Source organism: Paraburkholderia sp., assembly GCF_028283785.1.
Lineage (GTDB): Bacteria > Pseudomonadota > Gammaproteobacteria > Burkholderiales > Burkholderiaceae > Paraburkholderia.
Genome location: NZ_JAPWKB010000012.1, coordinates 430,281 through 454,082, shown reverse-complemented (window position 1 = coordinate 454,082; position 23,802 = coordinate 430,281). Strand labels below are relative to the sequence as shown.

Genomic DNA, 23,802 nt, shown 5'->3' with positions numbered 1-23,802 from the left:
GCAACGCCGTCTTGAATTAGGCGCGAGTGTACGGAGAGGCGATTGCGCTGACAAGCGGGGCTTTAGCGGGGTTGCCCCGCCCGCGCGCCCCCAAAAAACGACACGATCAGACCGTTCGTGCGCCGAATGTAAACACGGCGACCGCGCCCTTCAAATGACGCGCCTGATCGGCCATCGACGCGGCTGCGGCTGCGGCCTGTTCGACCAGCGCGGCGTTTTGCTGGGTGACCTGATCCATCTGCGAGACGGCCCGGTTGACCTGCTCGATGCCGGTGCTCTGTTCATGCGATGCCGCCGAAATCTCGCCCATGATGTCGGTCACGCGACGCACCGCCTGCGTGACCTCGGCCATCGTCGCACCGGCTTTTTCGGCGAGTTCGGCGCCGCTGCCAACGCGCGTGGTGGACTGTTCGATCAGTTCCTTGATTTCCTTCGCCGATGTCGCGCTGCGTTGCGCGAGCGAGCGCACTTCGCCCGCTACCACCGCAAAGCCGCGTCCCTCCTCGCCCGCGCGCGCCGCTTCGACGGCCGCGTTGAGCGCGAGGATATTGGTCTGGAACGCGATGCCTTCGATCACGGCGATGATGTCCGTCATCCGTTTGGAACCGGCCGCCAGTTCGCGCATCGTGCCGACCACGTCGCCGACCAGTTCGCTGCCGCGCAACGCGACTTCCGACGCGCTTTGCGCCATGCCGCCCGCCTGCTGCGCGTTCTCCGCGTTCTGTTTCACGGTCGCGGTGAGTTGCTCCATGCTCGACGCGGTTTCTTCGAGCGACGCGGCCTGTTCTTCGGTACGTTGCGACAGATCGGTGTTGCCCTGCGCGATTTCGCTCGACGCCGTCAGGATCGATTCGCTCGATTCGCTGATGCCCGACACGATGCCCGCCAGCCGTTCGCGCATATCGCCGAGCGCGTACAGCATGCTCTCGCGGTCGCCGGCGCGGGTTTGCACGCGCACGCCGAGATCGCCGTTCGCGATCCGGTTGGCGATGTCCGCCGCATAGTCGGGCTCGCCGCCGAGTTGACGCGACAGACGCCGCGCGATCAGCGACGCGAGCACCGCGCCCGCCACCACCGAGCCGATCATCAACGCCAACATCACCACACGCATCCGGTGATAGGTGGCTTCCGCGGCGCGCTGCGCGTCGACCGCAAGACCGCGCCGATAGTCGATCAGCGACGTGATCGTGTCGCGCAGCGCTTCGCTGGAAGCGATCGCGCGCCGTACCAGTTCAGCGTGATCGACGCCTGCGGGCGTCGGCGACACACCGGTTTCCTGCTGGACGATGGCTTCCCACGCATCCGATTTGCGCACGACCTCGGCAAACATCGTGCGGCCTTTCTCCGACACGATGGTTTGCGCGTAGCGGTCGTAGGCCGTGCGGACGTCTTTCAACGCCTGCACGATATTGTTTTTCAGCAACTCGCGACGCGCGTCGTCGGCGTAACCGAGGTTCGCGGCGGCGAGGTCGGTCGTCAACTTGTTGCGGTTGGCTTCCTGAAGCCAGTACAGACCTTTCATGTGGTCGTTCGCGATCGTTTCCGTGGTGTCGTACATCGTCGACAAGGTCGCAAGGCCCGTCACCCCGACCACCATGCAAAACCCGATCACGACGCCGAACGCAACCAGCAACTTCTTGAACACCGTCATCCGGTCGAACCACTTCATCTCGTCACCCTTCGTTCAAACGCCCATGCCGCACGCGCATGCGCAATCCGGCTGTGCCATGCAGCCACCTGTGTGTTTTACGGCGCGCGTCTGTCGGACTTGATGCGATGTAAGCAGGATAAATCGGGGCCCGAGTTACACGGGACAGTCGGAAAACGTCGAAACATCGACCCAGCAAGGCCGTGAACGAATGATTGGGATTCGTCCGATTAAATATCGACGACACCGCCGCTAAGCTTTTTCTTGCTGCGTGACCCCATGTGAACGCATGCGATGTTGTAACTCTCCGATTCCCCGCTCGTACTTCCCCGGTGCGAGCGGGATTTTTTTTGCCTGCGTTTTGCCTGCTCGCAGCGGTTACGCGACCGCCGCAAAAGCGGATTGCGCGAGACGACCGGCGTGGTCGCGAATATCGTCGGGCCATGTGGCGATAAGCGCGTCGAACGCGGGTCGATCGTTGGCGAACAGTGCGCGGGTGACGTCTTCGTAGCCGGGCAGATTGCCCGCCATCGCCGTGATGAAGCGATACACCGACTCCTGAACGCGTCGCACGCGGGCTTTGTCATCGCCGGACAGGCGCGCGGTTTCGACCAGCTTGCGCAGCGCCACCGACGCCCCGCCCGGTTGCGCATTGAGCCATTCCCAATGACGCGGCAGCAAGGTCACCTCACGCGCGACGACACCGAGCTTCGGCCGCCCGCGACCGCGCGGCGATTCGTCGGCGGGTTCCGGTGCCGGTTCGTGTCCGTGTTCGGCGTGCGTATCCGCCGCCGACAAACGACGCAGCACGTCGTCGTTCGAGCCACGCAGATCGAATTCGACCGGCTGACTGGTTTCGTCGTCGAACACGAGGACGACCGCCGCCGGGTTTTGCTCGATCGTGCGTTTGACGGCGAGCGCGACGTCGGTGCGCGAACCCGTCGCGATGCGGCGCGCGCCGCTAAAGGCGGTGATGGAAGACGATGAAGATGGTGTGGACGGCATGGACATGCTCGGCTCCGGCAAACGTGAGAACGAGCGAATTATATCCGGGTAAAATAAAGAAACGCAATATTACCCGGGTAAAATATCCGACCGGTCGGAACCGACGGTCACGACGCGCTGCATCGACCGCTCAAGCCGGTGGCTTTACCATCGCCGCCGGGTCGAGCGCCTTTTCCCGCACCGGAAAACTCAGGCACCGATTCCTGCCGGCATCCTTCGCCTCGTACAACGCCGCGTCGGCGGCATTGACGAAGGCCCGCCAGGCCGTCACGCCGTGATTCCCCGAACACGCCACGCCGACGCTGATGGTCAGCACATGATGGCCGCTCGCGATATGTCTGACCTGCAACGCCTGCACGGCGGCCCGAATCTGCTCGGCCATCTGCATTGCGCCGCTGAGATCGGTGTCGGGCAACAGCACCGCAAACTCCTCGCCGCCATATCGCGCCGCCGTATCGGTCGGGCGCCGGACGTTGCCGTCGATACATCGCGCGACCGCAATCAAGGCTTCGTCGCCCGCCGAATGTCCGTAAAGATCGTTGAAGCCCTTGAAGCTGTCGACGTCGATCAATAGCAGCGACAAGGGCCGCGAGCCGTCCGCGAAACGCCGGGCGCGTTGCCATTCCACTTCGGCGGTCGCTTCGAAGCTGCGCCGGTTATTCAGCCCGGTCAGACCGTCGGTCCGGGCCAGTTCACGCAATTCGGCTTCGACCGCGATCCGCCGACGCAATTGCCCGGCAAACAGGATCGCCAACGCGATAATCGCCGCATCGAGCGCGGAAATCAGCGAACCGATGATCCACGCGCGATGCCGCCAGCCGGAGTAAATGTCACGCGTGGACAAGGCCACATCGACGATCATCGGAAAGCCGTCGATATGCCGGAACGTGTACCAGCGCGACACGCCGTCGATTGCCGCCTTCCCGTAAAACTCACCGCTGTCGCCATCGAGAAAACGCGTGTAATTCGCGGTGCCTTTCAGGTTCATGCCGATCAGTTTGGGATCGAACGGGCGACGCATGATCAGCGTGCCGTCGGTCAGCAACAGCGCCATCGATCCGCTCGCGCCGAGGTTCATCCCGGCGAACAGACGCTCGAAGTAGGACACCCGCAACATACCGACCACCACGCCCGCGAAGCTGCCGTCGGGGTTCGACAGGCGCCGGCTGAGCGCGATGCTGACATCGCGGCCGGTTTGCGTAGGGACGAACGGCCCGCTGACGAACAGCCCGCGATCCGCGGATTGACGATGGACCGTGAAGTAATCGCGATCGCCGAGGTAGATGTGGCGCGCGTTGGCGGAACGCGATTCGAGGATCACGTTGCCGGTTGCGTCGAGCACGAAGATCGAGCCGAGATCGCGGCCGCTCGCCGAGCCGTCGAACAGCAGCATCTGACGCAGCACCGGCGGCAGTTGCATGACGCCGGGCTGGTTCAAGCCGTCGATCACCGCGCGCAGCGACAGGTCGTAGAGTTCGAGATTACGCGTGACGTCGCGTTGCGCGAGCAAGGTGACGTTGTTCGCCGCGTCCTGCGCGCGCCGCAGCGCGTCGTCGCGCATCTGCGCGAGCAGCCAGACCGCAATCGCTAGGATCGCGCCGGCAAGCACGAGGCTGACGGCAATCACAGGGTTTAGACGGCGCAGCAACGGCAAGTCTCCGGTCGTGCAGACGAACACGGTTGTGACGGCATGCGCGCGGTCCGGCAGTCAGCCGGTTCAGGCAGACGACCCGGGCGCAGCACGCATCTGTGAGCACAGCGTAGCAGATACGGGGACGAATCGATTTGCGTGTTAGCGATACCTGTCATCGATTCCTCATATGACACAGCTTACTCAGGATTGCGCGTCACGGGCGTGATCCGGCCGCGTTTTTCGGGATCGGAGCCCGTCGACACGTTGATTTTTTAGCACGAACGTTTGCTCCGGAATCGGTCTTTTATTCCGGATCGGAAAATCGAATGTCACCGTTCGCAGAATGTTTTTTTATTAACGGCACGCTGAAGCTGAAAATAAATTCATTGTCCGCTTACTTTCCGAAAGCCTTACAGGACGGCCCTTCCGGTTATTTGTTCCGAATTGTGCCGATCCCACCCCCCCAGTGGAGGAAATACCCTGACGCGATTAAAAAAACCTTCAGAGATTAACTGTGCCGTCCGATAACCAGGGGATAGGAAACCAGTTTCGTGGATGCAGCCCATTAAACCGGCATGCCGAGGGCATGTCACTGCATCGCACGACGACGAGCATGCGCGCGCCGCCTTATCCGAGGGCACGGCAGAAAGATGCAGCCGTTGCCCATCCGGGAGTGGAGATTTCCGAAACGTGGCGGGCGTTGGGAACTCCGCGCGCACTCTGGGAGAAAACCTTGAGCTTTAATAAGTTGACTATCAAGAACAAGCTGATCGCCGGCTTTGGCACGCTCGCGCTGATCGTGGTCGGCGTGTCCGCGATGTCGTTGAAGTCGCTGAGCGACTCGACCGACGGCTTTTCGCATTACGTCCACGGCATCGCCGCGCGCGGCGAACTGGCCGCGTCGGTGCGAAGTTCGGTTGACCGTCGCGCGATCGCCGCCCGCAATCTCGTGCTCGTGACCAAACAGTCCGATATCGATCTGGAAAAGGCCGATGTTCTCCGCGCGCACGAGGACGTTCAAACGAATCTGAAAAAGCTGAAGGACGCGATTGCCAGCGCGACCGACACCAGCGACAAAGCCCGTCAACTGGTCGGCGATATCGATCGCATCGAACAGTCTTACGGTGTGGTCGCCACCGATATCGTGAACCTCTTGCTGACGAATCATCGCGACGAAGCGATCGTGAAAATGGACGATCAGTGCCGTCCGTTGCTGGCCGCGCTGATCCGCGCCACCGACGCGTATGCCGACTACACGCGCAGCCGTCAGGAAGCGATGATCGAGAGCTACGCCGCGCATTACGAGTTCGAGCGCAACGTGCTGATCGCGATCTGTCTCGCCGCGATGGTGCTGGCGATCGGCGCGTGCTGGTTGATTACGCGCTCGGTGACGAAGCCGCTGGAATTCGCAATCGACGTTGCGCGCACCGTGTCGAACGGCGATTTGCGCACACGCATCGTCGTCGATGGACATGATGAAACCAGCAAGCTGCTAGCCGCATTGCGCGACATGAACGACCGGTTGACGTCGATCGTCGGACGGGTGCGCGACAGCAGCGCGAGCATCGGCGGCGCCGCACGCGAAATCGCGACTGGCAACATGGATCTGAGCCAGCGCACCGAACAGCAGGCGGCGTCGTTGCAACAGACGGCCGCGAGCATGGAAGAGCTGACCTCGACGGTTCGCCAGAACGCCGAGAACGCGCATCAGGGCAGCATGCTGGCGGCGAACGCCTCCGCGGTTGCCGACAAGGGCAGCACGGTGGTGGGCCAGGTCGTCCACACGATGCAGGACATCAGCGACAGCTCGGGCAAGATCGCCGAGATCACCGGCATCATCGAAGGCATTGCTTTCCAGACCAATATTCTCGCGCTGAATGCAGCGGTCGAAGCGGCGCGTGCGGGCGAACAGGGACGCGGCTTTGCGGTGGTGGCGAGCGAAGTGCGGTCGCTGGCGCAACGCTCGTCGAGCGCGGCGAAGGAGATCAAGGACCTGATCGCGTCGTCGGTGCAGAAGATTCAGGACGGCTCGTCGCTCGCAGGCGAAGCGGGCAAGACGATGGCCGAAGTCACGCAGGCGGTGTCACGCGTGACCGGAATCATGGAGCAGATCGCGGCGGCATCTACGGAGCAAAGTCGCGGCATCGACCAGATCAACCTGGCCGTCGCGCAGATGGATACGGTGACGCAGCAGAATGCGGCGCTGGTCGAGGAAGCGGCGGCGGCGTCGCGCTCGATGGAGGAACAGGGGTATCAGCTGAACGAGGTGGTTGGGTTTTTTGTGGTTGAGTCGAAGGGTGGGGTTGAGGCAGTTGGTGCGCGTGCTGTGAAGGTCGCGGGGGTTGCGGGGGTTGCGGGGGTTGCGGGTGGGGTTAGGCCGGCTTTGAAGGCGGCGCCGAAGTCTGCGCAGAAGCCGGTGTTGAAGCGGCCTGCGATGGGGCACGAGGTGGGCACGTCGATGGTTCACGCTGGAGCCGGAGTGGGCGCTAGCGATGATGGGTGGGATCGGTTTTGAGGGGTTTGGGGTTGATGGGGTTTGAGGCGGCGACGAATGAGGCGGTCTGGTTGCAAGCGTGAGAAATCGCGCTTCAGATGGCCCGCTTCGCATGATGTCCGAAAGGACGGCACCGGGGGTCGTAGCAGCAGGGAGCGAAGGACAGTGGGTAAATGTCCATAATAAAACCAGCGGGCCGTGTTGAAAGACATGGACCCGCTGTTCTTTTTTTGGGGGGTGTTGTGTTGTGGCGGGGCGTGGAAAAAGACAAAACCGGCGCTAGGCCGGTTTTGGGTTTGTGCGGTGGTGGGAGGAGGAGGATCGAACTCCCGACCTTCGCATTGCGAATGTAAAAATATGATCATAAAACAAAAGGCTTCTAGCATTCAATTTGATTATTTGCCACAATCTTGCCACAGATCATTTGAGCGAGCATCGAAAAATGCCGACTATCCGAAAGCGCGGGCAATACCAATGGGAGGCGCAAGTACGCCGACGCGGCTACCCGGCGCAAAGCAAGACCTTCAATACCAAAGCCGAGGCGGAAGCCTGGGCCAACATGATCGAATCGGAAATGTCGCGCGGTATATGGGTCAGCCGCAGCGAGGCTGAGGCGACGACGCTGTTCGAGGCCTTGAAACGCTATGAGGAAGAAGTCTCGCTACTAAAGAAGGGCGCTGCGCAGGAATCTTCCATTATCAAGGCCTGCCAGGCAATTGATCTAGCGAAGCGGCCGCTAGCCACGGTCCGGAGCGCAGACATAGCGAAGCTGCGCGACGAATGGCTGAAGAACTACAAGCCCGCGACCGCGCTACGCCGCTTAGCGGTCCTGTCTCATGTGTTCAACATCGCCCGAAAGGAATGGGGCATGGAAAGCCTATCGAATCCGGTCGAGCTCGTGCGAAAGCCACAGCCTAACAACGCGCGCACTCGCCGCATCGCTGCCGACGGCCCGCTTGCTGTTGCACCTAGCGGGGAGCAGCCTGAGTCGGAACGCGGCGCGCAAGACGGTGAGCTTGAACGCGTGGCGAGGGCTAGTGGCTCGGCGCTGCTACCGCTCATCATTTGGCTAGCCGTCGAAACTGCGATGCGCCGAGGCGAGATTGTGTCGCTGTTGTGGATGCACGTCGACCTCAATCGCTGTGTTGTGCATCTACCGTCAACGAAGAACGGGAACGCGCGCGACGTGCCGCTGTCTTCGCGCGCCATTGGAGTGCTCCAAGCATTGAAAGGCTCTTACGACACCAAGGATAATTCCACCGAAGACGGCGGAAGCGACGCCGACCGGGTGTTCGAGATTCGAAGCGACGCCGTTACCAGAGCCTTCGAGCGCGCAGTGACACGCGCCCGCAAAATTTACGTTGATGAGTGCCGGACGGCCAAACTAAAGCCGGATGGCAAGTTTTTGACCGACCTTCGCTTTCACGACCTGCGACACGAGGCGACTTCCCGCTTGGCGTCGATCTTCCCCATGCACGAACTAACGAAGATAACTGGTCACAAAGACCCACGCATGTTGATGCGTTACTACCATCCGCGAGCCGAGGATCTAGCAAAGAAACTATCGTAACCGCAACAGCAGCTTCCATGGCGTCATTGCTCATTGGGCCTCACTTTCGGAAGCTCTTTCGAATGTGTACTGCCGGGCTATTCTTCCGCGAAGAAATACTCGTCTAGCCGCTTGAACTCGATCCTACGGCTGACGCGGACGCCAACCCCATATTCGATCATCAGATCGGTCAACCGCTCCCCGTCGATCAGGATCAAGCCCTGAGCGAGATGTTTGACATAGTCGCGCGCCTGGCTGCTGAAGGTGGAGGTGGTGACGAACACGCCCTTAGTGGCGCCGTGGCCGACAAGGCTGCCGACGAAGGCCTGCACATCGGGGCGGCCAACTGTCGCGTCGGCATAGCGTTTGGCCTGCACATAGACCCGGTCAAGCCCCAGCCTGTCCTCGTTGATGACGCCGTCCACGCCGCCATCGCCAGAACGGCCGAGCTGGGTGGCCGCATTTTTATGGGATCCTCCATAGCCCATGGCGATCAGCAGATCGACGATCAGTTGCTAAAAAAACTCCGGGCTGTTCTGGACGATGCGTTCCAGCAGTTCAGCGCGAAGGGCTGATTGCACGGCCTGATGGGCCGCCTCAATCTGCTCCTCAGGCGTCCCGGTTTCGGCTGACGGGACGATGGCAGCAGGCGGGGCATCGTCATCGGCCGATTTCTGCGCGCCGTAAAATTCGCGGAAGCGCTCATAGTCCTTCAGCTCGTTCACACCGATCCGCGCAGGATTGGATGCGAGGAGCGCCCGGCCCGCATCGGTCGCGATGAAGCGTCCGCGTTTCGGCGAGGCAACAAGGCCCGCCTTGGACATGTAGAATTTTGCCCAATGGATGCGGTTGTGGAGCAGGCGTTGCCGCCCACTGGGCAGCATTTCTTCGCGTTCGGCGGCAGTGAGGCCGATATCTTCAGCAATACGTTCGGCGGCATCGGCCACACGCTGTTCACTAATGGCAGCGAGGCGCAGCACCGGCAGCATCAAGGTCTGGTAATCGGGAATGGCCATGGAATCAGGCGGACTCCTTGCGGCCGCGCTTGGCTTTCGGCGCAGCAGCACGTTTTGCCCGTACGCGTTCGAGCAAAGCGCTAGCGGGTTCGTCGGTTGGGTTTTGCGGAACCAGTTCGCCCTTAAAGGCCTTAGCCAACAACGCTTGGTCGAGGCGATCGACTAGCTTGCGGGCGCTCGTAGCGTCAACCGTGATGCGACTGACCCAAGACAAGGCTACTTCGATACGCCGAACGATTTCCGCCTGCTCTTCCGTTGAGGGAAGATCGAAGCGGAATGCGGCCAACTTCTTGGCATTGATATTCGATTGACTCACGCCGTCAGTTTTGACCTCCCAGCTATAGGCGCGGCCGTTTGGCGCATTGAGGCAATATGTCAGGAACGCTGGTAGCAGTTCCGACTTACACCGCACCTTGATGAGATAGCCAGCATATATGGCCTCGCGTTCACCGCTAAATAGCGCGGTTTTGCCGACCAGCGCCGGGCTATTGGTGCGATTGAACAGCACATCGCCTTCTTTCAGCCTGTATTTCGTGATCTCGGCAGCGTCGTCAGTGAAAACGAGGTCCGCCCAGTCGAGTTTGCCGTCCTGAATGTTCCCCATGCGGAGAACCGGCACGCGCCCCACTTTTGCAGATTTCGCGGCTGAGCCATAGTTGAACCCCTCGGCCACGTCGCCAAGCATGATACTGCGTGGCTCTGGCAAACCTTGTTCCTCTCGCCATTCACGCGTCAAATCGCCCTGGAAGGCGGCGGCGAGAATGGCCTGTTTGTATTTCTCGACGAGGCGGGGGATGTGCTCGAGGTGGTCGCGGGCGCGTCCGGATTTACCGGTGAGACTGTCGATCTTCGCCACGATCCGCCGCTGTTCAGGGAGCGATGGCAGCGGGAGCGGAATTTCTCCCAGAGTGCGTGACGAGAGATGTTTGACAGTGATTGAGTGTGTCTCATCGTTGATGAGCTTAAGGTAGCCAGGCAGGGCATAGGAAAGAAATGACTTTAGATAATACCGCTCATCTGGCGAGATGCGGCACACTCGCTGATTTAGCAGAGCACGACCACCCGCCCAAATGCGGCAGTTGAAGTCGCCATCCATGCCGACTAAAAAGTCACCATTCTCGATCCAGTAGCCTTTGACTACGTCACCGAGGTAACGGGTCTTGGTTTGCCCTGCGGTTACATCCCTGATACGGATGACGGGCTCGCCAATTTCCGTGTTGAACCCGGAAGATTTCCACGGATAACCATTTAGAATAGCTGCTACATCTTCTAATGCGATACGCGACCAATGAGCGGCTAGTCCCAAAAGTCCTGAATTGGAATTTGTCACCAATTCTTCGATCGATGCAGAAAAACTCATTCCGCCGTCTCCGCAATTGAAGCAACCTCTTCGGTACTATCCGGCTCCAACTCTTCCGAAACCGTTTCGATCTCCTCCAACGCCGCTTTCAAGTGGCCAATGATGGCGGCAGCAATGTCCTCCGGTTCGGTCAGCGCCTCTTCTGCCTCTGCTTCGGTATCCCGAAGCCAGCTTATGTCCAGATTATCGTTGCGACCGGCAACAGCCGCACGGTCGAACTTGCGCCAGCGGCTGTCTTCGCCCTGATCCTGCCGCTCGGCTTTGCCATTGAAATCAGTGCCATAGGCGGCCTCGAAATCTGCGAAGTCCCCAAGCGTAAGCGGGCGGGTTTTGCCATAGGCGGGCATGTTCGCCCGCATGTCATAGACCCAGACGGTCTTGGTGTTGCCCTTATCACCCTTGCCGCGCTGAAAGAACAGCACGTTGGTCTTGACGCCCTGCGCGTAGAAAATGCCGGTCGGCAGGCGAAGGATGGTGTGTAGGTCGCATAGGTCCATCAGCCAGGTGCGCAGGCGGCGGCCGGTGTTATCCTCAAACAGCACATTATCGGGAATGACCACGGCGGCGCGGCCGCCAGGGGCCAATGCGCGCACGATATGTTCGACGAAGGCAAGCTGCTTGTTGGACGTATCAGCCGTGATCGAGAAATCGGAACGGGTCGGACGACCGCCCCCCTTCTTGGTGCCGAACGGCGGATTAGTCAGTATCAGATTGGCCTTGGGCAGCGCCTCACCATCGGGCGAGAGCGTGTCGATATTCTCCATCCCGCCTTCGATGCCATGTAGCAGCAGGTTCATCATGCTCAGGCGATGGGTGTCGGGCACCAGTTCCGCGCCGGAAAAGGCGTTGTGCCGCTGGAAGAAGGCCTGTTGCTCGGTCAGCCTGTACAGGTCGTCGGTATGGTCCTTGATATAGCGATCGGCGGCGACGAGGAACCCCGCCGTTCCCCCTGCGGGATCCTGGATCACTTCGCCCGGCTGCGGCTGCATCAGGCGCACGATGCAGTCGATCAGCGGGCGCGGCGTGAAATACTGCCCCGCACCGGATTTCTTGTCGGCCGCGTTCTTTTCTAACAGGCCTTCATAAAGATTGCCCAGCCCCTCTTCACGGGCGGAAAACCAGTCGAGCTGATCGATATTCGACGTCAGCGCCTTGAGGTTAGTCGGCTTGCGCAGACGGGTCTGGGCGTCGATGAATATCGCGCTGACCAGCTTGTCCTTCGCCTTGCCGAGTTCGAGCAGCATCGCCTTGTAGTAATCGAGCTGTTCCAAGCCCTCGCGTTTGGCGAGCAGGCCCCAGCGCCACCCTTCCGGCAGACGCTCCTCCTTGCCGGTTTCCTCCAGCATCTTGAGGAACAGCAGGTAGGTCAGCTCCGTCACATATTCGTTATATGTGACACCATCGTCACGCAGGACGTGGCACAGGCCCCAGAGCTTGGCGACAATATCAGTGGTGGTGCTCATTTACGCGATCTTCTTCCACAATTGTTCATTAATCCCGGCGAGGATGCTTTCCAGCTCGCCGCCGAACACTTTATTAAGGCGATTGAAGCCGCCATCGGCGATGAACGGCTCCTTGTCGATGGCGGCCCGGTCCACCACGATTTCTTTTTCGATCTGTTCACCGATCCGCTTGAGCCAGCGTTTCTGCGGATCTGTCCATGCGCGGCTCGCCATGATCGCACGCATCGCGTCCCGCACGCGGTCTTCATATGGAATTAGGGCGTCCCCCAGCGCGGCCTGCCGGACGAAGCCGATGACCGAGGCGGCGATTTCCTCATTGCGCGCATCGGCCCAAGCACGTCGCAAATTGGCGTCGGAAAAACCCTTGGAGTCGAGGGCAAGGCGCAATTCCTTCAGATCGGTGCGGGTCAGATCACGAGGGCGCTGCACGACGAGTTTCAGCGCGGCGATAGTGTTGATATTGTCGCGCACGAAAGCGGCGAAACTGTCCAGAAAATCCTCTGGCTTAGCGGCACTCCCATAACCGCGCGACACATCGACGACCTGATCCGCGTGCTTGGAAATCGGGACATAGCCGGAATAACCGCTGTCAGCCTGCCAATCGAGGATCGGGCCGATCGCGGCGCGGCCCTTCAGCCAGGCGGCAAGGCTCGATGTATCGCTGGACATGACCCGTTGTAGCAAAGCCTCTGGCGTTTCACCCGCTTCAGCCTCGAACTGCTGCCTTGCTTCGTCGGCCAGCTTCTTGATCCGGCGCCGCAGCTTCACGGCGAGCTGTTCGCGAATGGCCTCCCGCTGCTCATCGTTCTCAGCTTCCGTCATTTCCCGGACAAGCTGGGCGAAGCTGATCGACGGGTTGACGACGACAGGCTTCATGTCGGTCATGTTCTGGAGGTGCGGATAGAGATCGACGGCGTCGAAAATCCGGAAGACCTCTTTGCCTATTTCCGGACACTGCCGCGTCGCACGGCCGATCATCTGTTCATACAGGATGCGGCTGTTCACCCGGCGCAGGAACACGAGGTTTGTGATCTTCGGCACATCGATGCCGGTGGTGAGCAGATCGACCGTCACCACGATTTGCGGATTGGCATCATTGCGGAACGAGCGAATCCAGTTCTTCACCTTGTCCACGCTGCCAGTGATTTTCTTCACAGCCGCGTCGTCAATCTCCCCATAGGCCTCGGCGAATGCGGTTTTGATGGCGCTGACCACCATGTCCGCATGGGCATCGGTGGCGGCGAAAATCAGCGTTTTGCCGGGTAGCGCCGGATCAATGTGCCGCGTCAGCTCCTCCGCGACGACGCGATTGAACTCCGGGGTAATGACCTGCCGGTTGAATGCCTCGACCTCGAAACGGATTTCGTCTGGCGCATGAGCCAGATCGACTTCGCCCGTCCGGGTGTTGAGCCGCTCCAGCTCCTCGTCCTTCTCGAACTTGATACCGGCACGCGCCAGCGCGGTTTCGATGCGGATCGGCGGCTCGTGGTCGATCAGAAAGCCATCGACCACTGCCTCGCGATAGGAATAGGTGAACACCGGATCGCCGAAAATATCGGTGGTATGGAGCGCGGGAGTGGCGGTCAGGCCGATCTTTACCGCGTCGAAATAGTCCAGCACACGCCTATATTTAGAGACGTAATCGTCCTGCCCCCGGAAGCTCAGCTCGGCATCGGACATTTCGCGATCGAGTAGATAGCCACGATGGCATTCATCAATGACCATCAGGTCATATTGGTCAACGGGTGGCACCGATGTTCCATCGGCAGCGAACAGCACGCGCTTCACTAGGCCTTGGATCGTGCAGATGTGGACTTTGGTTTCCACGTCTGGCGTCACGTCTCCCAGACCCTTGAGGCCGAATATTTCCGCGAACGTCTTGCCGGATACGACTTTGGTAGTCGAAAACTCTCCCTCAGTCTGATCGCCAAGGGCGCTGCGATCGACCACGAAGCAGATGCGCCGGAAGCGCTTAGCCGACAGCAAGCGGTACAGCATGGCGATGGCGAGCTTGGTCTTTCCGGTGCCGGTTGCCATCGCGACCAGGACAGCGCGTTGCTCAGCAGACAAGGCTGCTTCGACCGAGCGGATCGCACTTTCCTGATAATGGCGAAGCGGAAATCCGAACTCGAATGGCTGAGCTTGCAGGGCGGCGTGGGCAGCATCCTGATCGACTTCAAGCTGACCGATCAGGCCTTCCGGTGTCGGCCAGTCGACCAATGCACGGCGATGGTTTGCGGCGCGGCGAGTATCGCGAAACCAGATGCCGCTCTCAGTCTCAATCTGCTTGAGATAGGATCGTCCATTCGCGCTGAACACAAATGGCACCTTGTGCTTATCCCAGGGGCCACCGGCATAACTGAAATCGACGCTGTCGTTGATACCGTTTGAATAGCGCTCAGCCTGGTCGATCGCAGCGGACACGTTCTTCCGCTGCCGCTTCGCCTCCACAACGCCGACTAGGGTGGTGCCGACAAACAGGGCGTAATCAGCTGGACCATTAACCGTCGGCCATTCCGCGATGCCGAGATTACGGCCTTTGGCTGGGCGAACACCATTGCTGTATCGAAGGTCGCGAGTATCTACCTCCCATCCGCGGTCGCGCAGTTGCTGGTCTATGAGCGAGCGCGTTTCCGCCTCGTCGAGGTCGATCTTTACCGCAGCCTTTTCACCCCGTTCCACCAATTGAGCAACCTCGGCGCGAGGGGCGGTTTCCGCCTCGGCTTGGAGTGCGGCGAGCTTGCTTGTGACCTCTGCCTTCTCGGCATCAATGTCCTGGGCGATCTTCTCCCAAACGGCACGCTCCCCCGCCTCGCGCACCAATCTCTCTTCTACCGCCTCACGTGCGTGAGCCTGTTCCTCGGCTTCAAGGCGAGCGCGAGCCGCATCTCCCTCAGTTTCCGCTACTCTTTGCCTGAGCTTTTCAATCTCTTCGCGCAGCGCAACCGTCGCATCGACGGGCTGGCGCGGCGGCACAAAGGCACCCGACCGAAAGTTCGCAGCGCGGCCATAGGTCCGGTGAAACCAGATGCCGAGCGACCAAGCGAGCTTCAGCGTGGTAAGAGCGGTAGAGTGGTCGCCCGTCGCTTCATGCACGGCGCTGTTGCCGGCCTTCCGCAGGGCATGAAAAATATCAGCGGCTTCTTTTGGTATCAGGCGGTCATATGACAAACGCCGCAAAGTTTCTTCGAATGTTTCACGCTCATCACGATAAACAGCGTGATGGGCAGCGACTAGCTTCGCCATCAATTCAGCAAACTGGCGCAGCTTGACGATCGCTGTAGAGGGATCGCTAGGGAAGTAGCTCTCCGCAAGGCCACCGAGGGTCACTAATTGTTTATTGTGCGGTCCCAAGAAACCGAAGTTCAACGAATCCAACGTTTCCCCCAGTCCATTACCAAGTGATTATGCGCAAAGATGGTCATGGGTGCCGCGGGGCAACGACGCCGACATGCTTGTAGAGCGTGGTACGGGAAACGCCGTAGCGTCGGGCCACGTCGGCAACATGTATTTCCGGGTCACGTAGCAGCGCCTTGATCTCGCGCACCTGCTTCTCCCCTAGCTTGGGCTTGCGACCGCCTGAGCGGCCTCTGGCACGCGCTGCCGCAAGCCCGGCATGGGTGCGCTCACGGATCAGACCGCGCTCGAACTCTGCAAGAGCTGCGAAGACGTGGAAGACCAGCTTGCCCGCAGCGCTGTTCGTTTCAATCTGCTCGGTGAGGCTCTCGAAGCCAATTCCCGAACGTTCCAGCTCGGCGACGATCTGCACGAGATCAGGCAGGCTGCGCCCGAGCCGATCCAGACGCCATACCACCAGCGTGTCGCCGCTGCGCAGGGCTTTGCGGCATTGCTCCAGCTCAAGGCGCGCAGCGCTCTTGCCACTCGCCGCCTCCTCATAAATGACACGGCAACCAGCTTGCTGAAGCGCATCACGCTGCAGGTCTAAATGCTGGTCCTCCGTTGAGACCCGCGCGTAGCCGATCCGCTGATTCATTGACACAACCGGGACGTTGAAAAGTTGACGAGTATATTAACGAGATGATTGCGGTTGCGATAGCCCGGCATGAGTATTTTTGACGTGTATAGAAAACCACCGTTTTCTGGACTAGCAGGTCGCCGCCTCTGATCTCGTGCAACGTAAGGGCGCGACGTCAAGCAAGCCGAAGATGAAATAGATTCACAGGGACACGGGCGCACCCGTTCTTCGTAGCCGGTGCGCCTCGCTTTCTCGCCGCGAGAGCTATTGATAAAACAGGGCGTGGCTGATGGCCCCCGCCTATACAGACCTCGACGGACCGGTTGCGAGCCGCGTTTTCGGGGTTGCCGGATGACCAACGGCAAATAGACAAGCTCAAGGGCTTGCAGGCGTATGTGTGCTCGATCCGGCCGGACCTGCCTGCGCTTTGCGTATCTTGCGGTCCAGCCGCCGGGCCTCCTTCTCCAGAGCGTCAATCTGCCGGAGGAACGGGCGTATCGCATCCAACAGCTGGGCCTCTCGCTCCTGAAGTTGCGGGACCACGTGCGTGTAGTCCCACTCATATTGTTTTAGGGCGAGCCGCGTATCGGACCACGCGCGATCAATCGGGCGCAGCTTGGCACGCAGCTCGCGCAGCTCCTGCCAGATGGCTTTCTGCCGTCGCTGGTCGGCTTTGATAAGGGCCATCCGCCGCAGTTCTTCAGCCAGTTCGGGGCCTATGGTCATGAACCGTGTTTGGTGGTGGAAGGATGGTCGAACTCTCGACCTCGGCGTTGCGAACGCCGAGCTCTCCCGTCTGAGCTATCCCCCCATCAGGCGCAGCGAGTGTAATCGTAATCCATCCCATGCCCACGAATGACAGTTTTTTGCGTACTGCACCCGCAGGGCCTTATGCAGCAAGGATGTGTTCGGGTTCGAGTCCCGCACACCCAATTCAAAGTACCACGTCTGGTTGACCTTAGATCGCCGGCGCTTATGCAGGTACGCTAGGCCGGTACTGACCGGGTTGACGTAACACCGACAGCAAAACCAGCCACGCGATTACCGACGGCGACCGCCCGCCGTCAGGCGCAGTCCGGGCCACAATCCGCCATTCGGCCATCTGGAAACCCTGCCGTTTGAATGGCTGCAGGCAACCCATCAACCAGCGCACGAGTTCGCGAGCTCATCCGTTCCTCTTCGGGGCTAACGGGGCGCGCCGTCGTCGCGGCGTACTTGCGTCACGGTCGAGCGAGCACTGAGCCACAGCCGGCAAACTAAAGATTAATTTGACAACAAGCCAGCTAACACGAAGCCTCTCGGTTTTGATAGATTCGTGCCTGTTGGCGGGGAGCTTCAAGTCGATTTGAATCACGCTTCCCATTCATCCAAGACTGTCCGCGCGCTATCGTCGTGACGCGAGCCGAGCAAAAGGTAAAAAAATGGTTGATTTCACAGATTATTTGAATAAGAAAGAAGACGAGATCAACTTCGATCTAGAGGCGTTCTACGCGGGACTGGATGCAAAGGGCACCCACACTGAGCCACGACCAGCGCAGCGGGAGGCGTTGAGGGATCTCACGATCCGCCACGCCGAGCGGGACATCGTGTTGAAGATCAGTACGGGCGCAGGCAAGACCACTGTCGGCCTGTTGTTCCTTTACGGCCACATGAAGATTTCGAAGTTGCCTTCCGTCTACTTGTGCCCGACGACTCAACTCGTCAGCCAAGTCCTCGCGGAAGCCCAGCGTCTTGGTATTGAGGCGCGCCATTACGGTGGTGGCGCGCCCATCCCTGCGCCTGAGTGCGTACGCGGAGATGCGATCATCGTATGCACGTATGAAAAGATGTTCAATGCCAGAACTACATTTATGCGTCAGGACGTGAACCTCGTCGCAAACGCCGTTGTTCTTGACGACGCACATGCCGGTGTCGAGGCGATTCGCAAACAGTTCACCCTGAAGATCAGGGACAAGGCCTTCGTGGAGCTCAAGCGGATCCTTGAGACCCGGTGTAAGGCCTACCACGAAAGCATCTGGGCTGATTTGCAGGGGGAAACCCCCGCTCTACTGGAGGTGCCGCATTGGATCTGGTCGGATGCACGGCAGCAACTCGTGGAGGCATTAAGCTCGTTTGCCGCCACAGACGAGTTCGCGCTGGTGTGGCCGTTTTTGCGGGACCGTCTGCCACTTTGCCGCTGCATTCTCTCAAACCATGGAGCGGAAATCGTTCCAGAAGTTCCACCCGTCGATATGGTTCGGCCGTACGACAAGGCCGCGCATCGGCTTTTCATGTCCGCAACGCTTGCGGACGATTCCGTTTTGGTGCGTGAGATCGGCGTGGATGCGAAAGCTGCACAACTACCGATCATGCCGCCATCAGATCGCGGCCTCGGCGAGCGGATGGTGCTCGCTCCCTCGCTCGTCGATCCCTCCCTGGATCGAGCCTATGTAATGAAATTGTGTGCCGATCTGTCCAAGTCGTACAACGTGGTCGTTTTGACGTCCAGTGATCGCCTTGCGAAAGACTGGATTAACGTTGGCGCCACATTTTTCCCGAACGAACAGTTTTCGGATGGAGTCCAGAAACTGCAGAGCAAGAGCTCCGGCATGCGTTTCGCAGTTTTCGCGCAGCGCTACGATGGCGTCGATCTGCCTGACGATTCGTGCCGTGTTCTTGTGATAGATGGAACGCCTTATGGAGAAAGCCTCGCGGACAAAATGGATGCCCGCATGACCGGAAGTGCACGCGGTGCGCGAAACCGGACCATCTACCGTATTGAGCAAGGGATGGGGCGTGCGGTGCGCTCACACAAGGATTTCGCCGCGGTCCTCCTCGCGGGCGCCGATCTTACAGCGCTCGTCGGGCGGCAGGATGCGCTTGAAGCGATGACGGCCGACACGCGTAACCAACTGAAGCTTTCAGTCGAATTGGCGGAAATCGCGCGCAAGGAGCATGCAGATCCAGGCGCGACGGTTCGCTCGCTGGTGTTGCAATGCGTCGAGCGGAACGACGGTTGGAAAAAATTCTACAACCAGAGGATCCGCAATGTCGCTCACGCTCCGTTTAAGGCGGACGAGTCACGCCTTGCGCTGGCGCTGGCGGAGCGCGACGCATATGTTCTGGCGGCAACCAATCGCGCGATGGATGGCAAGACCCGTCTGCATAAAGCCATGAACGACGTTGCACTGCAAGAGGAGGAACTGGGCATCTACCTGCAGCGGCTCGCTAGGATTACCTATCAGATTGACCCGGGCGAATCGATGAAGCTCCAGCAATCTGCACGTCTCAAAAACTACGCCACTTCGATGCCGCCGGAGCTTCCACGCCAAGTCCTTTCTGCGGGAAGCAAAACGACTGCGCAGAAGGTGGCGCTCTGGGTTTCGCAGTTCAACCCGCTTACTGCCGCTGTCGTCGAAGCTCAGCGGATCGTCGCCAAGCTCGATTTGGGAGGAAACTTCCGCACCGTCGAGGCGGGATTCCTCGAACTGGGGAGGCTGATCGGCGCGGATGCGAGCGCGCCTGACTCGGAATTCAGTGAAGGACCTGACTGCCTCTGGCTGCTTAATGGAGCGGCTTACGTCATCGAAGCCAAGAATGAGAACCAGAAATCGCTTCACAAGAAGGATGCAGGACAGATGCTTGTCAGTGTGGAATGGGTGAAGCGACACTATCCCCAGTACGCTGACAAAATTCAACCAGTCGTCATAGCGAAGGTCACGGAACTGGACCATGATGCGTTGTACCCGGAAGGGACACGGATCGTCACCGGAGAAGACTGTCAAAAGATCGGGACGGCGCTTGTACAGTTCCTGAATAAGGTCGCTCAGGAGGGGCCGCTCTTCGCAACACCTGACAATATCCATGCGCAACTGCAGGCATTTGGCCTTCTGAACGAACAATTTTTTGCCAAGTTTGGTAGAAAGCTTCGCTAGTCGGACTACCGGGAAAGACTGATGGCGGAACGCGGGAGAACCTGCGCTCCTCTATTGTCGAACGTATTCTGTATCGGGCATTAGGACGCCGCAATCGGCCATGAGGCGTCGTTCTGGCTCAGAGTGAGTCCGACATTTGACTGTCGGGTCTTGCTCAGTAGGCGACCATTCGTTCGTCGCAAGAGGCGCTCAATCGACGGCGGTCGGCAAACACTCCTTTCCGATACCGGCAATCGGGTTTTGAGATCGATACTGACTCAAGACCACGATCGCCGCTACGCCGGCACCGTCTGCATGTCAGATACTTCCAATGTCCAATCAAATATGATCTAATTTCCACGGGCCTGTCAGTCTAATTTGGCAAGACTTCCCGCAAGGGAGATCCCGGTTCGATTCCGGGTGGGCAAAGGACACTTCTACTGAGTGTCCTTTGCCCACCTTGAGAGCGTCTAATGGATGAACATCAACGGGTTTCCGTGTTCGAAGCTCAAACGACCAATGTGCGAGAACTTGAGCGGGCTTGGAAACATATAAATCGACAAGTCAATTCGCTCATTCTTCAGAAAAATGATAAATCGGTCGAGGTGATGACCAAGACGCTTGCACTAATTTACTGTGCGCTTGCCGAATCGCTTTTTTCAAAGCTTATACATACGCCACATGGGTTGTTGATTGATGAGATTGAGCAAGTAAAGCGTGCCGCCAACGCTGACGGAGTTACGGCGGGTTGGGTGAAGTGTGCTGAACTCGCGCTCAAACGCGTTGAAGGCGCAAAAAGCAATCATGGTGCAAATGTTTCTCAAAAACTTCGCATGATGATCGAGCGATACATCTTCGATCCTAGTGTTTTGAGAAATAAACTGGCACACGGACAGTGGTGCGTTGCATTGAATCGCGAAAATACTGCGATAAACCAAGAAATCACTAAAGAAATCGAATCGCACACCATCGTCGAACTTTACCGACGAAAACATGCACTCGAGAAGTTGGCGGCGATACTGGAAGACATTATCGAGTCCCCGAATAAGGCTCACCATAGAGACTATTGGGCTCACCTAACCGAATTCGAAGAAAAGCAAAACGAATTGGCCAATTGGACGTTCGCAAAGAAAGTGGATCAGATTTTTGAGAAAAGATCCCGTATGAGACGCGACGATGATTGTAGTTGCCCCCGATAACTCAGAAAACCTCGGCCTCCGTTCCTCATGTGGTAATGTCGTAACTTCACTTTGGCGCATCGATGCCGTTCGGTTTTGGGGGCTCTAAATCGTGCCCAGTCTCCAAGAGGTAGAGCAGTGTCCGTTCCGTCTCGCCCAGTAAGCGGCCAGTGGCCGACCTAGGGGATTCGGTATCCGGCGACATCTGTATCTTTGTAAGACACTTGCCCGCGCAACGGCGGCTGTGGCCGCGCAGCGCATAGTCTTTGCGTGGGCCCGAATTTACGCTGATCGTTGCAAGGTCCTTGCGCCCCACCGACACTCCTTAACCAAGATGTCAACATCATTTTGCGGAATGTAGGCACTGATCAGCAAGCGTTAATAGCCATCGCCCATTCTCTGGATACTGGACTTCAAATCGATATTTATACGATGAAAAAAAACACCGACGAGCTGATTGGGTTCTTCCGTGACGAACAATCAATGCTGATTTTCGCCTTACTTTACACCGATATGGAATTGCGCGAGAAATTGCTGGACATCACGGAAGAATTGTACGAATCAGAGAAAAAAGCGAAAAAATGGCGCGCAAAGCTTATAAAGAAGCTCCATCCGGATCACCATTCTCATCCCAATGCTACCGATGCCGTGGCCAAACTCAACTCAATCTATGAGAGGATGGGTTACCATGCCGAGTAATGAAGAAGAAAATAAAAGCCGGTTACCTGTTGTATTAAAGGACGTGGATAAAAAATTTGACCGCCCAGCGCGTCGAAATGGTTTGGTGCCGGCAGAAGAGTACAACGCTATAGAAAATTGCGCAGAAAATCTTGTTAAGCTTGGAACGAATGGCGTCGGATATGTGAACGAGAAAGCATTTACTTCACTTTTTCGAGTTACAAGGGCAAAAGCGGCGTATATCTACGAAAATCAGATCCCGGATAAAGAAAAGCGAAATTTCGGTGGGGAAAGTTATGCTCATAGCTCCGCTGTCGTGGGGTTACTCGATAAGAAGGCACAGGAGGTACGGCAAGCCGACAAGTAGGCGCTTCTTCAACATGCCAGAGACACCGTGATAGCAATATCTGACTCGCCTCAAGCACAAGGCCTTCGAAGGCAATGCGACGCATTCACGGCTCGAGAACTGCCAAAGATGAAAAATGCGCGTGGCATCAGCACGGACGAATTAACGGGCGAACCGCTCGAACGAGGCTTTGCCTTTCATCATGCGAATCCAAAAGAAATTCATACTGATCCTGAGGATGTGCTGAATCCGAGCAAGGGCAGAAATTTGAATCAAGCTAGCCATACCGAGGTTCATCGAGAGAAATTGTTCGATGAAGCCAACTTCGAGGCGTATAAACGCAAGAGAACGCCGACCTAAGTCCCAGTCAAGGCGGCGATCCTCTTTGACCACGGCCTGTGCGCTTACGCGAGAATGGTCGTCGCCGCGCCATCGGTACGAAGATGCAGGAATGAGCTGTTTTACGAGGGTTTGCTGACTGTAGTACCGGCCTCACCACAGTATCACTCGGCGGTCCCAAGTCGGAGCGAAAGCCACCAAATACTACGATTGACCGCAAATATCAGCTTCGGGTCGACTTCCGACGATCATCCGTACGCTCCCCAAAAAAATGGCCGATCTACTGGTTCACGCGTCGGCCCGTTCTGACAAACGTGGCCGACTGTTCAGAACGGAACCGAATCGTCCATCTCTTCAAAACCACTTCGCTTTCCGCTTGGGCTGGGTTTCTGAAAGTGATGTTCGTTCTTCATCAGCACGTCGATGCCACTTTCTGTGATCAGATACACGTAGTAAGCCTCGCCATCGTGATCTTCTTCGACCGCCTGCTCAACGAGTCCGAGTCTTGTCAGCTTGATTGCGCTGAGGCGCAGAGCAACACCGTTGTGCTGGAGACTTGACACCACATAGTTATAGGACAGGCCGCGGGGGTCGGATGTGCGACTTACGACGCACTCGGCCAGAAAGCTCAGATCGACGTGGTTCAGTTCGTAGTTAGGTGGATTGGCAACGTGCCGCTGATTGTTTGCAACTTGTGGTGACGACTCTTTTGAGATGGGCCCGTGCCGCGCAATCTCGTCCTTGATGAGCTTGCAAGCTGTATTCAGAGCTGAAGCCAGATCACCATCGGGCCGATCGGTTGCGTAATCTGCAGTGGTCACCCCGATCAGATCAGACGGCAGATGCATGTCGACGCCGCGAGGTCGGACCACATAGCATCGCTCCTTCCCAAGGGAGCCAATAAACAGGCCCAGCTCAAACAGCACGTTGTCGCGTACTACCTGCGTCGCCTCGTCGCGGATAGTTGCCACATCATCGGGTGTGAACACGAACACCGCAAAGTCAACAGCCGACGACTTTTCCACGAGATCGTCAAGCGAATTGGATCCGAGTTTGAATGTTCCAGCCCGCCACAAGGTGGGATACGTGTCGTGATCCAGGTTTGCGTTAATGGCGTCCGCAACCGGCAGGCCCTCGACCGAGGACGCGATAAAAACCTGGGGCTTGCGCGTAGTTATCAAATTTGACTCCTAAACCACTATACGAGGAACGAACAAGCCATGG

18 protein-coding genes are annotated in these 23,802 nt (G+C 58.4%); 7 read left to right on the top strand and 11 right to left on the bottom strand.

The genetic code is table 11. The annotated features are described in order from the left end of the window. Window positions 1–106: 106 nt before the first annotated feature. The 3 genes from PW947_RS13790 to PW947_RS13780 all read right to left on the bottom strand — a co-directional run bounded on the left by PW947_RS13790 (window position 107) and on the right by PW947_RS13780 (window position 4,301). Entirely contained in the window at window positions 107–1,669 is a 1,563-nt protein-coding gene (locus PW947_RS13790) for a methyl-accepting chemotaxis protein (RefSeq protein WP_299632878.1), read from the bottom strand. 357 nt (window positions 1,670–2,026) lie between these two features. Continuing rightward, window positions 2,027–2,653: a DUF2239 family protein gene (locus PW947_RS13785; RefSeq protein ID WP_299632946.1), complete on the bottom strand. Its 627-nt coding sequence runs from the start codon at window positions 2,651–2,653 to the stop codon at window positions 2,027–2,029. A 130-nt stretch (window positions 2,654–2,783) separates the two neighbouring features. Continuing rightward, window positions 2,784–4,301 carry a sensor domain-containing diguanylate cyclase gene (locus PW947_RS13780; RefSeq protein ID WP_299632877.1) on the bottom strand — a complete coding sequence of 506 codons (1,518 nt, stop codon included), beginning with the start codon at window positions 4,299–4,301 and terminating at the stop codon, window positions 2,784–2,786. Window positions 4,302–5,019: 718 nt separating this feature from the next. Between PW947_RS13780 and PW947_RS13775 the strand changes: the two genes are divergently transcribed. Together PW947_RS13775 and PW947_RS13770 are read left to right on the top strand one after the other, a co-directional pair. Beyond that, window positions 5,020–6,801, top strand: coding sequence for a methyl-accepting chemotaxis protein (locus PW947_RS13775; RefSeq protein WP_299632876.1), 1,782 nt, complete (start codon window positions 5,020–5,022; stop codon window positions 6,799–6,801). Between the two features lie 421 nt (window positions 6,802–7,222). Beyond that, a complete protein-coding gene (locus tag PW947_RS13770) occupies window positions 7,223–8,350 on the top strand; it encodes a site-specific integrase (RefSeq protein WP_299632875.1) in 1,128 nt (375 codons plus the stop codon). Between the two features lie 77 nt (window positions 8,351–8,427). On the opposite strand, the gene PW947_RS13765 is transcribed toward PW947_RS13770, so the two are convergent. From PW947_RS13765 to PW947_RS13735, 7 genes are all read right to left on the bottom strand, one after another. Then, window positions 8,428–8,838 carry a restriction endonuclease gene (locus PW947_RS13765; RefSeq protein ID WP_299632945.1) on the bottom strand — a complete coding sequence of 137 codons (411 nt, stop codon included), beginning with the start codon at window positions 8,836–8,838 and terminating at the stop codon, window positions 8,428–8,430. A gap of 6 nt (window positions 8,839–8,844) precedes the next feature. Beyond that, window positions 8,845–9,345 (bottom strand): winged helix-turn-helix domain-containing protein, encoded by a 501-nt coding sequence (locus PW947_RS13760; RefSeq protein WP_299632874.1) that lies wholly within the window; start codon window positions 9,343–9,345, stop codon window positions 8,845–8,847. 4 nt (window positions 9,346–9,349) lie between these two features. Next, complete coding sequence (locus tag PW947_RS13755; protein WP_299632873.1) at window positions 9,350–10,705, bottom strand: restriction endonuclease subunit S; 1,356 nt, start codon at window positions 10,703–10,705, stop codon at window positions 9,350–9,352. Continuing rightward, window positions 10,702–12,168 (bottom strand): N-6 DNA methylase, encoded by a 1,467-nt coding sequence (locus PW947_RS13750; protein ID WP_299632872.1) that lies wholly within the window; start codon window positions 12,166–12,168, stop codon window positions 10,702–10,704. The genes PW947_RS13755 and PW947_RS13750 overlap by 4 nt, the downstream gene beginning before the upstream one ends. Then, the gene (hsdR, locus tag PW947_RS13745) at window positions 12,169–15,546 is read right to left on the bottom strand and encodes a type I restriction-modification system endonuclease (protein ID WP_299632871.1); all 3,378 of its coding nucleotides are present in this window, start codon (window positions 15,544–15,546) and stop codon (window positions 12,169–12,171) included. Window positions 15,547–15,589: 43 nt separating this feature from the next. After that, entirely contained in the window at window positions 15,590–16,162 is a 573-nt protein-coding gene (locus tag PW947_RS13740) for a recombinase family protein (RefSeq protein ID WP_299632870.1), read from the bottom strand. A gap of 357 nt (window positions 16,163–16,519) precedes the next feature. Continuing rightward, a complete protein-coding gene (locus PW947_RS13735) occupies window positions 16,520–16,870 on the bottom strand; it encodes a hypothetical protein (RefSeq protein WP_299632869.1) in 351 nt (116 codons plus the stop codon). Between the two features lie 695 nt (window positions 16,871–17,565). On the opposite strand from PW947_RS13735, the gene PW947_RS13730 reads away from it, so the two are divergent. From PW947_RS13730 to PW947_RS13710, 5 genes are all read left to right on the top strand, one after another. Beyond that, window positions 17,566–20,058 carry a DEAD/DEAH box helicase gene (locus PW947_RS13730; RefSeq protein WP_299632868.1) on the top strand — a complete coding sequence of 831 codons (2,493 nt, stop codon included), beginning with the start codon at window positions 17,566–17,568 and terminating at the stop codon, window positions 20,056–20,058. A gap of 452 nt (window positions 20,059–20,510) precedes the next feature. Continuing rightward, window positions 20,511–21,236, top strand: a complete 726-nt coding sequence (locus PW947_RS13725; RefSeq protein WP_299632867.1) for a hypothetical protein — start codon at window positions 20,511–20,513, stop codon at window positions 21,234–21,236. Window positions 21,237–21,647: 411 nt separating this feature from the next. Next, window positions 21,648–21,914: a hypothetical protein gene (locus tag PW947_RS13720; protein ID WP_299632866.1), complete on the top strand. Its 267-nt coding sequence runs from the start codon at window positions 21,648–21,650 to the stop codon at window positions 21,912–21,914. Next, window positions 21,904–22,260, top strand: coding sequence for a hypothetical protein (locus tag PW947_RS13715; protein ID WP_299632865.1), 357 nt, complete (start codon window positions 21,904–21,906; stop codon window positions 22,258–22,260). Before PW947_RS13720 ends, PW947_RS13715 begins: the two co-directional genes overlap by 11 nt. 108 nt (window positions 22,261–22,368) lie before the next feature. Beyond that, window positions 22,369–22,599, top strand: coding sequence for a hypothetical protein (locus tag PW947_RS13710; RefSeq protein ID WP_299632864.1), 231 nt, complete (start codon window positions 22,369–22,371; stop codon window positions 22,597–22,599). 305 nt (window positions 22,600–22,904) lie between these two features. Here PW947_RS13710 and PW947_RS13705 read toward each other — a convergent pair whose 3' ends face one another. Further along, window positions 22,905–23,759, bottom strand: a complete 855-nt coding sequence (locus PW947_RS13705) for a nucleotide-binding protein (protein ID WP_299632863.1) — start codon at window positions 23,757–23,759, stop codon at window positions 22,905–22,907. Window positions 23,760–23,802: the final 43 nt, after the last annotated feature.

Excerpts from the sequence above, each read along its gene's own strand:
- PW947_RS13720 (WP_299632866.1), top strand. The coding sequence starts at position 21,648 with ATGAAAAAAAACACCGACGAGCTGATTGGGTTCTTCCGTGACGAACAA.
- PW947_RS13785 (WP_299632946.1), bottom strand. The coding sequence starts at position 2,653 with ATGCCGTCCACACCATCTTCATCGTCTTCCATCACCGCCTTTAGCGGC.
- PW947_RS13750 (WP_299632872.1), bottom strand. The coding sequence starts at position 12,168 with ATGAGCACCACCACTGATATTGTCGCCAAGCTCTGGGGCCTGTGCCAC.
- PW947_RS13760 (WP_299632874.1), bottom strand. The coding sequence starts at position 9,345 with ATGGCCATTCCCGATTACCAGACCTTGATGCTGCCGGTGCTGCGCCTC.
- PW947_RS13715 (WP_299632865.1), top strand. The coding sequence starts at position 21,904 with ATGCCGAGTAATGAAGAAGAAAATAAAAGCCGGTTACCTGTTGTATTA.
- PW947_RS13735 (WP_299632869.1), bottom strand. The coding sequence starts at position 16,870 with ATGACCATAGGCCCCGAACTGGCTGAAGAACTGCGGCGGATGGCCCTT.
- PW947_RS13790 (WP_299632878.1), bottom strand. The coding sequence starts at position 1,669 with ATGAAGTGGTTCGACCGGATGACGGTGTTCAAGAAGTTGCTGGTTGCG.
- PW947_RS13725 (WP_299632867.1), top strand. The coding sequence starts at position 20,511 with ATGGATGAACATCAACGGGTTTCCGTGTTCGAAGCTCAAACGACCAAT.
- PW947_RS13770 (WP_299632875.1), top strand. The coding sequence starts at position 7,223 with ATGCCGACTATCCGAAAGCGCGGGCAATACCAATGGGAGGCGCAAGTA.
- PW947_RS13730 (WP_299632868.1), top strand. The coding sequence starts at position 17,566 with ATGGTTGATTTCACAGATTATTTGAATAAGAAAGAAGACGAGATCAAC.
- PW947_RS13755 (WP_299632873.1), bottom strand. The coding sequence starts at position 10,705 with ATGAGTTTTTCTGCATCGATCGAAGAATTGGTGACAAATTCCAATTCA.
- PW947_RS13710 (WP_299632864.1), top strand. The coding sequence starts at position 22,369 with ATGAAAAATGCGCGTGGCATCAGCACGGACGAATTAACGGGCGAACCG.
- PW947_RS13740 (WP_299632870.1), bottom strand. The coding sequence starts at position 16,162 with ATGAATCAGCGGATCGGCTACGCGCGGGTCTCAACGGAGGACCAGCAT.